Raw genomic sequence first — 13,933 nt, 5'->3', positions numbered from 1 at the left:
TTAGCAGCCGCCATGAAGGGCTGATATAGGACATAGGCGCGATGCACTGTAGGAAAACGTGAATAAATGACATCCTTTTTTCCTGCAACGTTCTCCTCGTCATCAACGCATCGGCGCGCGGCCGCCCGCTTGCGCCTGCATAACAAACAATGCGCCGTCCCGCTCATTGCGAAACTTTGCACCTGGGCCCGGAGTCATTGAAGAACACCGAGGAGAATAGGGAAATGGCACAAGAGAACGAGCAGAAATGGCCAAGCAACCTGTGGATCATCCGCCATGGCCAGAGCGCCGGGAATGTGGCGCGCGACGCGGCCGAGGCGGCCGGACTGCCGCTGATCGACATTGCCGAACGCGATGTCGATGTGCCCCTGTCCGACCTCGGCGACCAGCAGGCCACCGCGGTCGGCCTGTGGTTCGCTTCCCTGCCTGAAGATCAGCGGCCCACCGTGATCCTGACCTCGCCCTATGCACGGGCCAGGACGACTGCCCGGCGCATCCTGGAGCATGGCGGCATCGACCCGGATGACGTGTCCTTCGTTGCCGACGAACGCCTGCGGGAGAAGGAATTCGGCATCCTGGACCGGCTGACCCGGCACGGCATCCTGCAGAAGTATCCGGAACTGGGCGAGCAGCGCGCGCATGTCGGCAAGTTCTACTTCCGGCCGCCCGGCGGCGAAAGCTGGTGCGACGTGATTCTGCGGCTGCGCAGCTTGCTCGACACCATCGTGCGCGAGCACCGCAGTGAAAACGTGGTCGTGGTCGGCCATCAGGTGATCGTCAATTGCTTTCGCTATCTGCTGGAACGGATGGACGAGCAGACCATCCTGGACATCGACCGCATGGGCGACGTGCCCAATTGCTCCATCACTTCCTATGCCTTCGACCGCACGCTGGGACGCAGGGGCAAGCTGGTCCCGCGCCTGGTGAACTTCGTCGTGCCGCTGCAGGAAGCCGGCGCTCCCGTTACCAGCGAGCCGGACGTGCCGGCCGCACCGAAATCCTGAGGCTTGCATGACCCAACCCGACATGACCCTGATCGACGATGCGCTGCTGCGCGACTGGCCCCTGCCCATGCCCAGCGACGGGGGCGACAAGGAAGAACGCGGCCGCCTGCTGGTGATAGGCGGTTCGCGCCAGATGCCGGGCGCCATCATCCTGGCGGCGACGGCGGCCATGCGCGCCGGCGCCGGCAAGCTCGCCATCGCCACCGGCGCCAGCGTCGCGCAGCTGGTGGCGCTGGCGATACCGGAGTCGCGCGTGATCGGCCTGCCGGAAACCAACGATGGCGGGATAGACGCTTGCGCCGCGGAGGCGCTGGCCAGCATGCGCGGCCGGCTGGATGCGGTGCTGATCGGTCCCGGCATGCAGGATGAACCCGCGATCTGCGAATTCGTCCGCGCGCTGCTGCCCATGCTGGACGGCGTGCGCGTAGTGCTCGACGCAGCCGCCATGGGCGTGGTCTGCGACGCCGCTGCTGATGACGGCGCCGGCTTTCTCGGGCGCTACGGCGCCGATGTGCTGCTGACGCCGCATGCCGGCGAAATGGCGCATCTGTCCGGCGCTTCGAAGGAGGAAATCAGCGCCGACCCGGCGCCAATGGCGCAGCGCATGGCGCGGCACTGGCAGGCCACGGTGGCGCTGAAAGGGCCAACCACTTTCATCGCCGCGCCCGAAGGCGAGACCTGGAAGCATGAAGGCGGCAATGTCGGCCTTGCCGCTTCCGGCTCGGGCGACACGCTGGCAGGCATCATCGTCGGCCTTGCGGCGCGCGGCGCCACGCTGGCGCAAGCCTGCGCCTGGGGCGTGGCACTGCATGCGCGTGCCGGCGACGCGCTGGCGCGTCGCTCCGGACCGCTGGGTTACCTGACGCGGGACCTGGCGGCGGAAGTGCCGATGCTCATGCACAAGCTCGGGGCGGGTCGGGATTGATTCATCGTAAGGCCGGGTAAGCGCGACATTGCTATGTGCGCTGCCGAACGGAAACAATTTCCGCGACGCAGCAATATGCTGGTTTTACGACAACATTGCCGGCCATGAACCCTTCCCCTTTGATCCGTCTTGCCCTCAATGGCTTGCTTGTGTGCGCTGTACTGGCCGTGCTGGCGTTGGCAAGCCAGGCATAGCGCAGGCAGCGACGCTACGATAGTGCGATTCTGAAGAACAGTGGCAAACCCAAGAATAGTGGTTCGATCCGCTTCCAGCCGCCTTCCTTACTTCGCATTTTCCGAATAAATCATTCCACTTTCTTCGCTTTTAACATCTTCTCGCCCAAGCTAACATCTTGTTGTTTCAACGACCGCCGGCGTCTTCCGGCGGCTGTCTTCGACATTGACTCGACAAGGAGCTGGGCCATGAATGATCGTTACACCGCATTGCGCCATGAAAGCGCAAGCACCGTGATGGACGGCGCGGCACACCGTGTGCTGCGCAATACCTACCTGCTGTTGTCCATGTGTTTGGGATTCGCAGCCGTGACCGCCGGCACATCCGCCGCGCTCGGGTTGCCGCATCCCGGCATCCTGCTGACGCTGCTTGGCTATTTCGGCCTGATGTTCCTGGTCACGAAAAACCGCGACAGCGGCATGGGCGTGGTCTTCCTGTTTGCCCTGACCGGCTTCATGGGCTACACGCTGGGCCCCATCATCAGCACGTACCTGAAGATGCCCAACGGCAGCCAGGTCGTGATGACAGCGCTGGGCGGCACCGCCGCGATCTTCCTGGCCATGTCGGCCTATGCGCTGACAACCAAGCGTGACCTGTCGTTCATGGGCGGCTTCCTGATGGTTGGCGTGCTGGTGGCCTTCCTGGCGGGCTTGGCGGCGCTGTTTTTGAACATGACCGCGCTGTCCCTGGCGGTGTCGGCGGTGTTCGTGCTGCTGATGTCTGGCATGATTCTGTACGAGACCAATAACATCGTGCGTGGCGGCGAGACCAATTATGTGCTGGCGACATTGTCCTTGTTCGTTTCCATCTTCAATCTCTTCACAAGCCTGCTGCACCTGCTCGGCTTTACCAGCAAGGAGTAAGCAATATGGCCGGGCGCTCCTGAGCGCCCTGGCCGGCAGGCGCCGTCCGTCTGGATGGCGCCTTTTTTATTGAATATCATCAAGGGAGAATGCCCATGCTGGAACTGCTCACCGACCCGCAGATGTGGATCGCCTTCGCCACCCTGACCGCGCTGGAGCTGGTGCTGGGTATCGACAACATCATTTTCATTTCCATCCTGGTGGACAAGCTGCCGGTGGAAAGGCGGGAGGCAGCCCGACGGATCGGCCTGTTCGCGGCAATGTTCATGCGCATCGCGCTGTTGCTGACGCTGGCCTGGATCGTCGGCATGACGGCTCCCCTGTTCTCGGTGATGGGCCAGGACATTTCCGGCCGCGACCTCGTGCTCATACTGGGCGGACTGTTCCTGCTATGGAAGAGCGTGGGCGAGATACACCAGACCATCGAGGGCGAGGAAGAGCATGGCGCCGGGCAGGCGGTCAAGGCGACCTTTGGCGCCATCATCCTCCAGATCATGGTGATCGACCTGGTGTTCTCGCTGGACTCCATCATCACCGCCGTCGGCATGGTCAATGAAGTCGCCGTGATGATTGCCGCGGTGATTGCATCGGTCGGCCTGATGATGCTGTTCGCCAGCCCGATCGGCCGCTTCGTATCGGCGCACCCGACCATCAAGATGCTGGCGCTGGCCTTCCTGGTGGTGATTGGCGTGGTGCTGATCGCCGATGGATTTGGCTATCACATGCCCAAGGGGTACATTTACACAGCCATGGCGTTTTCGCTGCTGGTGGAACTGCTCAACATGCGCATGCGCAAACGTCATACGCGTCGCTAGCAGTGCAGGCAGCGGCGCGCCTGAGGCAAGCGCAACCTTTTCCGTGCGTCCATAGTCAAATCCGGACGCTCACTTTTGAAAGGACAGGATCATGAGGCTGGATATTTACAGGCGCCCTGAAAGCAATGGCCATTTCTCCTATCTGGCAGTGCCGGAAGGCAAGCCGATTCCGGAGGAAGCGATCAGCGTCGACTGGGAAGAGGCAGACCGCGGCGTCGAAGTCGCCGATGGACAGTCTTCACTGGCCGACTTCTCGATCGACGAGCCGTTGCAGCAGATCAGCGCCAAGGGCTATGCCATCACCAGCATCAAGACCCTGGGCGACCCTACGCCCATGCCCTGAGCGATCACCCAGGCACAAGGAGCCGCCGGCGGCGGTTCCTTCGCAGTGCGTCCGCCGCGGCGCGTCACGCCAGTCACACCGTCACACCAGCCCCGTTTCATCCAGTTCCCGCTTCAGATAGGCATACAGCACCGGCGCGGCGATCACGCCCGGCACGCCGAATACCGCTTCCATCACCAGCATCGCTGCCAGCAACTCCCAGGCGCGGGCATCGATATGGGTGCCGATGATCTTGGCGTTCAGGAAGTACTCGAGCTTGTGTATCGTGATCAGAAACACCAGCGAAGCGATGGCGACATTCAGCGAATGCGACAAGCCCACCACCACCAGCACCGTATTGGAAATCAGGTTGCCGATCACGGGCAGCAGGCCAGCCACGAAGGTGATCGCAACCATGCTCTTGGACAGCGGCAGGTGTACCCCGGCCAGCGGCAGCGCAACGAACAGGAACAGCGCGGTAAAGACCGCATTGATGGCGGCGATGCGCACCTGGGCAAACACGATCTGCTCGAAGGCCTTGGCCAGCGAAACCACGCGCGCATGCAGCGCGGCGGCAAGCGGCTTGTAGTTCTTCGGTTCGGTGGTGTCGTATAGGGCCGCCATCGCGCCCACCACCATGCCGATCAGGATATGCGCCACCACCCTGCCAACCTGCTCGCCCATGCTGCGGGCTTCGACCGCGTGGTCGCGCATCCAGCGCGTCATCATGTCGCGCAGCGCGTCCACGCTGGTGGGGAGATGGCCGCGCACCCATTCCGGCAGCTGCGCCCGCGACGCCTGGATGATGTCGGCGGTCTTCTGCAGCAGAAGCGCGATCTGCTCCGGGTCGGAGACGTAGTCGACGATGGCCCAGACGCCGCCGGCCAGCACGGTCACGATCAGCCCGCTCAGCAGCGCCACAGCAATCATGCGCTGGCGCTGGTCGCTGATCTGGCGCCCCAGCACAGGCGCCAGCAGGTGCACCAGCGCATATACCAGCAGGCCGGAAAACAGCGCCGCCAGCAAGCCCTTGTACAGCACCAGCCACAGCATGATTCCGGTCAGGATGTAGGAAGCGATGACGACGGGATCGGTTGGTTTGCGCGGTGTGGTCATGGAGAGGATGTCGTGCCTGAGAGTTGTTTGCCTACCTTATACCAATCCCGCTTCCGTTCATAAAAAAAACCGCCCACGTTTTGCGTGGACGGTTTTCGATGCAGGCAAGCCGACGCCGCGAGGCGCCGGCTGCTGGAGGTCAGGACAACTGCTGGATGCCGGCCAGTGTCCAGCCACCCTGGCCCGATGCAGGCTTGGTCAGGTTCCAGACTTCGGCGAACGGCTCGGCCGGCGCGTTTTCCACTTCACGGATCATGCCGCTGAACTTGACGCTGGCCAGGTGGTCGGCGCCGCTGTTCTCGATGCCCAGCAACTGCGCATCGAGCGTGACGACGTCGGTGTGGTTGGCCGATGCCCCGCGTTCCTGGATCTGCATGCGCAATTCGGCAAACATCTCCGGCGTGGTGAACTCGCGGATGTCATTGGTATCGGCCTTGTCCCATGCGGCCTGCAGCCGGATGAAGTAGGTCTTCGCATGACGCAGGAAGGCCGGCGTATCGAAGTCGGCCGGCACGCCCCACGGCGCGCTGGCTGGCGTGGCAGCGACGGCTGCGCCACCCGCCATCGGCTCCACGGACTGCAATGCGGACGGACGACCCTGCTCAAGATGCGAGCCGATCTCCGGCGTCATCGACTGCTGCACGTCCTGTGCGCCGGCATAGGCCGGACGCAGGCCTGCATTGTCCTGGCCGCCCTGCGACTTACTGCGCACCATGCGATAGATGAACAGGCCCGCCATCACCAGCAATCCGACCATCAGGATGGTGCTGATCATGCTGGCCAGCGCGCCGCCTATGCCCATGCTGGAGAGCAGTGCGCCCAGGCCCAGACCCAGCAATGCGCCGCCCAGCATGCCTTTCCACGGACTTGCCGGCTTGGGAGGCGTTGCCGCCGGCGTCGCCGGACGGGGGGCGGCCGACTGCGCCGCTGAAGACTGGGCTGGCTGCGCCGACTGCGCCGGGCCGGCCTGATTGACGCTCTGGGACTGCTTCCCGACCGAGTTTCCGCTGCCCATGCGCTTGGCTTCCGCACTGGACAAGCCGATGCTGACCGCCATGACGGCGACCATGACGCCCATGACTACCTTTTTCATTTGCTGCTCCTCTCGTTAGCATTCAGTGTGAAGGCGGTCACACCAGCCGATTTGTTTCTGAACACTGCATCATACGCAGCACCTACCCATCAAAAAAGCGAAGTTAAATTGACTGTTTGTTCGTTAAATGCGAAGAAAAAAGCCGTGTGGGAATAGTTGCGAGAACGCTTCAAACGACTTTGTACGGCAACGAACAGACGATTGCCGACGCCATCGGCTAGCTTGTCGGGCCGATTGCCCACGATGCACTCGATGATTAGCAAACAAGGAAACCGATGAGCGACTACCTGCCGGACTGGATGCACCGGCAACTGATGCTTGCCCTGCCCTGGCTCCCTGACAGCCAGCGTTATGCCTGGCTCGATGTGTTGCTGCAGGTGATAGCAGTGCTGCTGGTCGTCGTCATCGGCGACCGCATCGGCATGCCGGTGCTGCAACGCCTGGCGCGCCACTTTCCCTTCTCGCGCCGCCTGCTCAGGCAATGCCGCCAGTCGCTGCGCGTGGCCGTATTCTTCCTGCTGCTGCAGATCATTTTCCGCGACAGCGAATCGACGCTGCGCATTGCGCCGCTCCTGCTGCACGTCACGGCGCTGCTGACCATTGCCTCGCTGACCTGGTTCTCCACCCGCGCGGTGCAGTCGATTGCCGATACCATCGTCGAGCTCAATCCGATCAACCTGGTCGACAACCTGGCTGCCCGCCGTATCCACACGCAAACCAGGGTGCTGGCCAGGTCGGTCAATGTGCTGATCATCCTGGTCGGCACCGGCATGGCGCTGATGACGCTGCCCCTGCTGCGGCAGATCGGTACCAGCCTGCTGGCATCCGCAGGCGTGGCCGGCCTGGTGGTGGGCTTTGCCGCCAAGCCGGTGCTGGGCAATCTGCTGGCCGGAATGCAGCTGGCCATCAGCCAGCCGATACGCCTGGACGATGTGGTGATCGTCGAAAACGAGTGGGGCCAGATTGAGGAAATCACCGGCACCTATGTGGTGGTGCGCATCTGGGACCAGCGCCGCATGATTGTCCCGCTGCAATGGTTTATCGAACATCCATTCCAGAACTGGACGCGCAGCAGTGCCGACCTGCTGGGCGCCGTCACGATCTGGGTGGATTACCGCATGCCGGTGGAGCCGCTGCGCGCCGAAGCGCAGCGCTTGTGCACCGGGCTGCAGGAATGGGACGGCCGGGTGTGCGTGGTGCAGGTCACGGATGCGAATGAGCGCGCAATGCAGGTGCGCGTGCTGGTCAGCGCCTCGGATGCGGGCCGCACCTTCGACCTGCGCTGCAAGGTGCGGGAAGGATTGCTCGACTTCGTGCAGCGCGCCTATCCGGATTGCCTGCCGCGGCTGCGCGCCGACACCGCCGGCGAGGACCTGGTGGCGCAGAAAGTCGCGCCAGCCTATCAGTCGAACAGATCCTGACCGGACGCTGCCTCCTGCCCGTCCAGTTCCACCGGTTCGATCAGGTGCGGGTCGCTGTTGCCCACCCGGTTGACATCCCGGCTCACCGGATGCCAGGCAAATTCCTCCGCCGGCACCGCCATCGAGCGCGCCAGCTGCTCGGCCTGCTCGGCTGGCAGGTCGGGGTCCATCCACAACCGCGCATCCTCCGGCCCGAGGACGACCGGACGGCGGTCATGCACATCGACCATCCCGGCGTCGGCGGCGGCGGTGACGATCACAAAGCCGCTGCCCTCGGGATTCTCGCGGTCCGGGCGCACATTCGTGATCGCCGCCAGAAACAGCGGCTCCTTCGTCTTGCGATGGATGTACCAGGGCTGCTTGTGGCCCGCCTTGCCGGTCCATTCATACCAGCCGTCGGCCGGCACCAGCACGCGGCCATGCAGCCACATGCTGCGGAAATACTTGCCGGTGGCTGCCTTTTCGATGCGTGCGTTGATCGCCATGGGAATGCCTTTTTCGGCGGCCCAATTGGGTCGGTAGCCCCACCGGACCGCGTCGACCATGGGGCCATCCCCGCTCATCGCATGAATCAGCCAGGGCGTGGTGCCCGGCGGGGTGTTGTAGGACGGCTGACGGCTGGCTGCTTCTTCACTCATCCTGAGCGGCAGGTCCAGCACTTTGACATAGTCCAGCGGTTTTCTGTGCTGGGTGATGCGTCCACACATGACGGCCTCCATGACGCGACGCCAAAGACGGTCGCTGAATGAATATTTGGTACAAAAACCTATTATCAAGGCGATAAGTTTTGCCGCTATGAGCAAACCGGTATTGGTACGCGTTGATTCCTGACAAAGAATTACAGGAAGGTTGCGGCCGATCAAACGGAACGGACGCGCTCGATTGTGTCTTAATGCAATTTATTGTAATTTAACATTGTTCCGGAACACCATTGAAGGCACGACAACAGTGCTACCGAAATGTCCGGACAGCGGCAGGCAACACAGAAAGCGCTGGTAGTGAATGCAGGTGATCTTAATCCGGCTCAGGAATTGGCGACCTTCAAAAATTGCACGCAGTTATTGTTTTTAATCAAAAATAAAATTAGCGATAAGGAAATTTTGCGCGTTGAACGATGTCTTTCAGACAGCACAGCGCACCATTCCCAACCTGACATTTTGAAAGTGATTTAGCCATGGCGTCCGAAAACCTTGTAACGCAGGAATCCTACAATCCCAACCATCTGCTCGACATCCTGATCGAGCGCCTGAACCTGAAAAACGATGCCGCACTTTCCCGTGCGCTGGAAGTGGCACCGCCCGTGATCAGCAAGATCCGCCATCGCCGCCTGCCGGTAGGCGCCTCGATGCTGATCCGGATGCATGAGGTCAGCACCATGAGCGTGCGCGAACTCCGCGACCTGATGGGCGACCGGCGGACCAAGTACCGGCTCAGCGACGCCCAGGGCAAGCCCAAGCCAGCGCCGGCGCAACCGGCGGGCGACAAGCCGGCCAACAGCTAGCCTGTGCCATCGGCCAGCACTGGCCGCCACCGTCGTGCGCTATCATGCCGTCACCCTGACCGGGGCTGACGGCATTTGTTTATCAGGCAGGCGAACAATCATGAATGCATGCGACTCCCGAACCGTGTCGAACGCCCGCAAGCCCCGCTGGCCCTTGCTGGCGGCTGCCTTTCTGCTCGCGCACGTGGCGGCCGATGGCCATGCGCAAACAGTGCGCGTTGAAGTCATCAGCAGGCAGCTCGATCATCCATGGGGACTGACCTTCATCGACAAGGGGCGCATGCTGGTCGCGGAGAAGGCCGGCGCGATGCGACTGGTCCAGGCCGATGGCAGCCTGGGCACGCCGCTGTCCGGTCTGCCCAGGGTCGACGCCGGCGGCCAGGGCGGCCTGCTCGACGTGCTGGCCGACAGTGGCTTTGCCCGCAACCGCCTGGTCTATTTATGCTTTTCCGAGCCGGCGGCCAATGGCCCGGGCAATTCCACCGCGCTTGCCGTGGCGCGGTTGTCCGACGATGACCGCCGCCTGGAGAACCTGAGGGTGCTGTTCAGCCAGCGGCCGAAGTTCGCCAGCAACCACCATTTCGGCTGCCGCATCGTGGAAAGCCCCGACGGCAGGCTGTTCCTGACGCTGGGCGAGCGCTTCCGGCGCATGCAGGATGCGCAGGCGCTGGACAACCATCACGGCAAGGTGGTGCGCATCAACAAGGACGGCACGGTGCCGGCCGACAATCCCTTCGTCGGCAAGGCTGGCGCGTTGCCCGAAATCTGGAGTTACGGCCATCGCAATTCGCAGGGCGCGGCCATCGGCCCCGACGGCCGGCTCTGGACCCACGAGCACGGGCCGCAAGGCGGCGACGAAATCAACCGCCCGGAGGCCGGCAGGAATTACGGCTGGCCTGTGATTACCTACGGCGAAAACTATGGCGGCGGACCGATAGGCGCGGGTCTGACCGAAAAGGCCGGCATGGAACAGCCGCTGCATTACTGGACGCCATCGATCGCGCCTTCCGGCATGGCGTTCTTGAGGAGCGACCGCTATGGCCGCGCCTGGCAGGGCAGCCTGTTTGTCGGCTCGCTCAAGTTCCGGTACCTGGACCGGCTCGAGATCCGCGACGGCCGCGTCGTGAAGGAGGAAAAATTGCTGCAAGACGCAGGACAACGAATCCGCGATGTGCGCGAAGGGCCGGACGGCCTGCTGTATGTGCTGACCGATGCATCGCCGGGCCAGCTGTTGCGCCTGGTGCCGGAGTCCTGACGCGATGCCCGGCCTGATCAAGCACCGCGGCGTGCGGATCGTCACGCTGGAAGCCGGCGACACCGTAGAGCGCCATGGCCGCCCTGGCGACATCATGATCGAGGAGCGCGGCGACGGCTGGTATCTCCATTTCATCGCAGACGACGGCAGCGCGGACAGCTACGAAGACCCTTACGACAGCTATAACAAGGCGCTGTGGGCCGCCAAGGCGGCGGCGGAGTATCAGGCCAGCGGGGAGTAAAGGACACGCAAGGACTGTCCTACATGGAAAAGAAAGGAACTCAAGGGAAATAGAGTGGCACCCAACAGTTTGGGCCGGCAATAACAGCTTTTATTCACTGTTATTGCCGGCTCCTCAAACTGGAGGACTGCATGCATAAAATTTCCTATGTCTTAGCAATTGCGTTTAGCGCTTTTTTGATGGCTGCCTGCTCCGATGGCGGATCGGATAGCGGATCGGCGCGCGACAGCCCGGCTGTATCAGCACTTCCCAAACCGACACCCTACCTGGCCGGCAAATTGGGTGTGGCCAATGGTAGCTCATCCGGCAGACAAGGCACGCTGGCGCCGCTTTCAACAACCGATCCTCGGTCCATTCTCTCGTCCGAGCAGATTGTTCAGAATCCCTGGAAGTCCAAGGGACTGACGGATCTGAAGCTGCTTGAAATGTTGCCCGAGGAAGCGAAAAATGGCCTGGCGACAGGCAAATGGTTCAAGGGCTTCCTGTATCAAAGTCCCATGAATATCAATGCCTATTTTCGTCCCGACGATAAGAATCCGGACGCACCTGGGAATAAGGACGGCGATATAAGCCTTTTCAATGCGTTCGCCTTCCCGAACAAACTCACGCTGGATGACCGCATCGGCATGGTTGCCGTCAGTTTTCCGACGCGTCGCTATGTAGCCTATAACCCGGATCCCAACATCGTTGTCTACGACCTGCGCAACCCGCTGAAGGCTGACAGCCTTATTTATGAGGTTGCTCCATCCGGCCAGCAGGACGTTCGCCTGACTTACCTGGACACAGGCGGCCAGCGTTTTGTCCGCCGCGTGAACTACTTCGATGAACTGACCATTACTACGACCTGGCAAGACGCAAACGCGACTCAGAGCATGAGCCTCATCGCAGCAGAAGGATCGCCCTATGTCACTGTCCGGTACAGGAATCTGCGCCCCATGCTGCAAGCGGGCCAGGGCAGTCTACCGCGTACTCTGACAAATTCGGATGGCACTCGGCAAATCGATCTGACCAAGCAGCAAAGCGATAATGGCATCCAGGGCGTCGCCGTCGATGAGCAGCCCATGCAGCCATTCGATGAAGCAATCGGTGCAGGCACGCCCCGGCTCACAGGAAAGAAATTTCGCTTTCTTTACTGGCTCCCCAATCGCGCACTCGCCAAGCCCGGCACCAACGACGGAACTATCGTGGCTGAGCCATCGGCATACAAGGAAGTTGTCTTTTATGCTTCCACCCCGATCACGCTGGAATGGGACAAAGCATCGCGCTCTTATGTTGCAAGCGAAAACTTCACCGGTGTCATCCGCACCGCTGCTGTGAATGATGTGCCGATGGCGGACTGGAATAATCAAACCAAGCTGGGCATTTCCGATCTGCCAGCCTTCAAGGACCGCCGCAAGATCCTCGATGCTTATGCCATGACTTTTCCGACGAAATCTGAAATCACGCTGAACCACGAGGGCGGCGAGCAAGCCACTGTGACGTTCAACTGGAAGACCGAGCGGATGGATGGCCAGGCTCCCCAAGGCAAGGATTTGCTGATGATGGGCTTCGACGCCACCCACATGCCATCCCTGCAAAACAGGAACCCGGTGGACGGCTTGGTCTATCTATCCAATTTCGGCACCATGAGTGCAAATGCAGGCGATACCTGGACGCAGAAGCTGACCATTCCAGTCATTCTGCGCAACAGCCCGACTGGAGAAAACCTGTGGCTTGGCTCCGGTCGCATCAAGGAAGCAGACAAGGACAAGCTACGCACATACCTCCTCCGGGACGCACGCCTCATGATGGGCACCGATCCTGACCAGCAAAAGAGCTATCTAAGGAACTGCAACTTCGAGTCGTATTATTGTGGCAAGTATCTGCACAACATCGCGCGACTGGCACTGATAGCACGTGAACTTGGAGAGACAGGACTGCAGCAGGAGTTGGGTGCCTACCTTGCGAAGAACCTGAAGCCGTGGTTTGAAGGTATCGACCCCAGCGATCCAGGCTATGCCGGCAGCGCGATCAAGGAAAACATCCTGTACGACACCGTCAACAACGGCATCATTACCCAGCGCGCCTTCAAAGATCAGTCTCAGGATTACTACAATGCCTGGTATGTCGACCACATGTTCCATTACGGTTATTACATCTATGCATCCGCGGTACTGGCGACGATCGATCCCAGCTGGTTAGCGCAAAACAAGGAAAGAGTTAACCTGCTGGCGCGCGACATCGCCAACCCAAGCCTGGAAGACAAACACTTCCCGCTGATGCGCACCTACGACTGGTTCAGAATGCAGAACTTTGCCGATGCCGGGCCCGATGCGAATGGGCCCAACACGGAATCGTCGAGCGAGTCAATTAACGCAAACTATGCGCTTGCCTTGTGGGGTGCCGTGATCGGCGACAGCTCCTACCAAGCCCTGGCTGCGATCATGACCGCAGGGGAAATCCGGACTGCGCAAGCGTTCTACCAGATCACCCCGGATAGCCTGCCCTTGCGGGACGCAGAACCGGTTACCGTCACCGTGAAGCTTCCCGGCGGGGAATCTGGCACGCAAACGATGGATCCAACCAAGGAAATGGTGCGAAATGTCATCCGCGCAAACAATTCTGAAACGAATGTGTTTTTCGGCCAGCGGCTCATTTTCAGAGTCGGGATACAGGCTTTGCCCATCACCCCAATCTCGGAGTATGTGATTTCGGACAAATGGGCGAAAACCCATGAGATGCGGTTGCGGAAACTGGAAGCCAACGAAACCAGCCTTTTCAACGATGCCATAGGCAGGCTGCCGACGGCGGATTCGGACTGCTTCCTTGCCATTTACGGCGGTGGAGAGTTCACCCAGCGTACGCCTGCAGAGTACTGCACCGGCGCGCTGAGGACGAGCTACAGCTGGCGGCAATCCATTATTGCGCTAAACGGCGTCAACGACGCGCAGGGCACCTATGACCGCTATCTAAGCTATGCGGAAAAACTGGAGGAGCAGCAAAGGAAATACATAAAGATGACAGCGGACGCTTTCGCACCCCAGGGTGGCGTCGTCCCCGATGTACTCAAGGATGTATCCACGCCGACCACGGATACCAATACCTTGTGGTGGTTGTCCGCCCGCAAGAGCAATTAAGACGACTGGCAGCAACGTCAACTCCGC

13 protein-coding genes are annotated in these 13,933 nt (G+C 61.1%); 10 read left to right on the top strand and 3 right to left on the bottom strand.

Going from position 1 to position 13,933, the window contains the following annotated elements:
• Nucleotides 1-224 precede the first annotated feature (224 nt).
• From KTQ42_RS15960 to KTQ42_RS15940, 5 genes are all read left to right on the top strand, one after another.
• Nucleotides 225-1,004: a histidine phosphatase family protein gene (locus KTQ42_RS15960; RefSeq protein ID WP_217346379.1), complete on the top strand. Its 780-nt coding sequence runs from the start codon at nt 225-227 to the stop codon at nt 1,002-1,004.
• 7 nt (nt 1,005-1,011) lie between these two features.
• A complete protein-coding gene (locus KTQ42_RS15955) occupies nt 1,012-1,929 on the top strand; it encodes an NAD(P)H-hydrate dehydratase (RefSeq protein ID WP_217346378.1) in 918 nt (305 codons plus the stop codon).
• Between the two features lie 422 nt (nt 1,930-2,351).
• On the top strand, nt 2,352-3,026 hold the full coding sequence (locus KTQ42_RS15950; protein ID WP_217346377.1) for a Bax inhibitor-1/YccA family protein: 675 nt from the start codon (nt 2,352-2,354) through the stop codon (nt 3,024-3,026).
• Nucleotides 3,027-3,121: 95 nt separating this feature from the next.
• Nucleotides 3,122-3,841 (top strand): TerC family protein, encoded by a 720-nt coding sequence (locus KTQ42_RS15945; protein ID WP_217346376.1) that lies wholly within the window; start codon nt 3,122-3,124, stop codon nt 3,839-3,841.
• 91 nt (nt 3,842-3,932) lie between these two features.
• Nucleotides 3,933-4,184 carry a DUF6139 family protein gene (locus tag KTQ42_RS15940; RefSeq protein ID WP_217346375.1) on the top strand — a complete coding sequence of 84 codons (252 nt, stop codon included), beginning with the start codon at nt 3,933-3,935 and terminating at the stop codon, nt 4,182-4,184.
• Nucleotides 4,185-4,265: 81 nt separating this feature from the next.
• Here KTQ42_RS15940 and KTQ42_RS15935 read toward each other — a convergent pair whose 3' ends face one another.
• The gene (locus KTQ42_RS15935) at nt 4,266-5,279 is read right to left on the bottom strand and encodes an AI-2E family transporter (RefSeq protein WP_217346374.1); all 1,014 of its coding nucleotides are present in this window, start codon (nt 5,277-5,279) and stop codon (nt 4,266-4,268) included.
• Between the two features lie 139 nt (nt 5,280-5,418).
• Entirely contained in the window at nt 5,419-6,372 is a 954-nt protein-coding gene (locus KTQ42_RS15930) for a Tim44-like domain-containing protein (RefSeq protein ID WP_217346373.1), read from the bottom strand.
• Between the two features lie 275 nt (nt 6,373-6,647).
• Here KTQ42_RS15930 and KTQ42_RS15925 point away from each other — a divergent pair, with 275 nt between their 5' ends.
• Entirely contained in the window at nt 6,648-7,793 is a 1,146-nt protein-coding gene (locus KTQ42_RS15925; RefSeq protein WP_217346372.1) for a mechanosensitive ion channel domain-containing protein, read from the top strand.
• Here KTQ42_RS15925 and KTQ42_RS15920 read toward each other — a convergent pair.
• Nucleotides 7,775-8,500: an SOS response-associated peptidase gene (locus tag KTQ42_RS15920; protein ID WP_217346371.1), complete on the bottom strand. Its 726-nt coding sequence runs from the start codon at nt 8,498-8,500 to the stop codon at nt 7,775-7,777. The two genes, KTQ42_RS15925 and KTQ42_RS15920, sit on opposite strands and share 19 nt — an antisense overlap.
• Before the next feature lie 467 nt (nt 8,501-8,967).
• On the opposite strand from KTQ42_RS15920, the gene KTQ42_RS15915 reads away from it, so the two are divergent.
• From KTQ42_RS15915 to KTQ42_RS15900, 4 genes are all read left to right on the top strand, one after another.
• Nucleotides 8,968-9,294, top strand: coding sequence for a hypothetical protein (locus tag KTQ42_RS15915; protein ID WP_217346370.1), 327 nt, complete (start codon nt 8,968-8,970; stop codon nt 9,292-9,294).
• A 100-nt stretch (nt 9,295-9,394) separates the two neighbouring features.
• On the top strand, nt 9,395-10,549 hold the full coding sequence (locus KTQ42_RS15910; RefSeq protein ID WP_217346369.1) for a PQQ-dependent sugar dehydrogenase: 1,155 nt from the start codon (nt 9,395-9,397) through the stop codon (nt 10,547-10,549).
• A gap of 4 nt (nt 10,550-10,553) precedes the next feature.
• Nucleotides 10,554-10,790, top strand: a complete 237-nt coding sequence (locus tag KTQ42_RS15905; protein WP_249222782.1) for a hypothetical protein — start codon at nt 10,554-10,556, stop codon at nt 10,788-10,790.
• 131 nt (nt 10,791-10,921) lie between these two features.
• Nucleotides 10,922-13,906, top strand: a complete 2,985-nt coding sequence (locus KTQ42_RS15900; protein ID WP_217346368.1) for a glycosyl hydrolase — start codon at nt 10,922-10,924, stop codon at nt 13,904-13,906.
• Nucleotides 13,907-13,933 lie beyond the last annotated feature (27 nt).

The sequence above is a fragment of the Noviherbaspirillum sp. L7-7A genome (assembly GCF_019052805.1).
In the GTDB taxonomy this organism is placed as follows: domain Bacteria; phylum Pseudomonadota; class Gammaproteobacteria; order Burkholderiales; family Burkholderiaceae_D; genus Noviherbaspirillum_A.
The sequence above is the reverse complement of the archived record's forward strand: the minus strand, read 5'-3'. Positions and strand labels throughout refer to the sequence as shown.

Coding starts and splice junctions, on each gene's coding strand:
- KTQ42_RS15960 (WP_217346379.1), top strand. CDS start 225: ATGGCACAAGAGAACGAGCAGAAATGGCCAAGCAACCTGTGGATCATC.
- KTQ42_RS15955 (WP_217346378.1), top strand. CDS start 1,012: ATGACCCAACCCGACATGACCCTGATCGACGATGCGCTGCTGCGCGAC.
- KTQ42_RS15950 (WP_217346377.1), top strand. CDS start 2,352: ATGAATGATCGTTACACCGCATTGCGCCATGAAAGCGCAAGCACCGTG.
- KTQ42_RS15945 (WP_217346376.1), top strand. CDS start 3,122: ATGCTGGAACTGCTCACCGACCCGCAGATGTGGATCGCCTTCGCCACC.
- KTQ42_RS15940 (WP_217346375.1), top strand. CDS start 3,933: ATGAGGCTGGATATTTACAGGCGCCCTGAAAGCAATGGCCATTTCTCC.
- KTQ42_RS15935 (WP_217346374.1), bottom strand. CDS start 5,279: ATGACCACACCGCGCAAACCAACCGATCCCGTCGTCATCGCTTCCTAC.
- KTQ42_RS15930 (WP_217346373.1), bottom strand. CDS start 6,372: ATGAAAAAGGTAGTCATGGGCGTCATGGTCGCCGTCATGGCGGTCAGC.
- KTQ42_RS15925 (WP_217346372.1), top strand. CDS start 6,648: ATGAGCGACTACCTGCCGGACTGGATGCACCGGCAACTGATGCTTGCC.
- KTQ42_RS15920 (WP_217346371.1), bottom strand. CDS start 8,500: ATGTGTGGACGCATCACCCAGCACAGAAAACCGCTGGACTATGTCAAA.
- KTQ42_RS15915 (WP_217346370.1), top strand. CDS start 8,968: ATGGCGTCCGAAAACCTTGTAACGCAGGAATCCTACAATCCCAACCAT.
- KTQ42_RS15910 (WP_217346369.1), top strand. CDS start 9,395: ATGAATGCATGCGACTCCCGAACCGTGTCGAACGCCCGCAAGCCCCGC.
- KTQ42_RS15905 (WP_249222782.1), top strand. CDS start 10,554: ATGCCCGGCCTGATCAAGCACCGCGGCGTGCGGATCGTCACGCTGGAA.
- KTQ42_RS15900 (WP_217346368.1), top strand. CDS start 10,922: ATGCATAAAATTTCCTATGTCTTAGCAATTGCGTTTAGCGCTTTTTTG.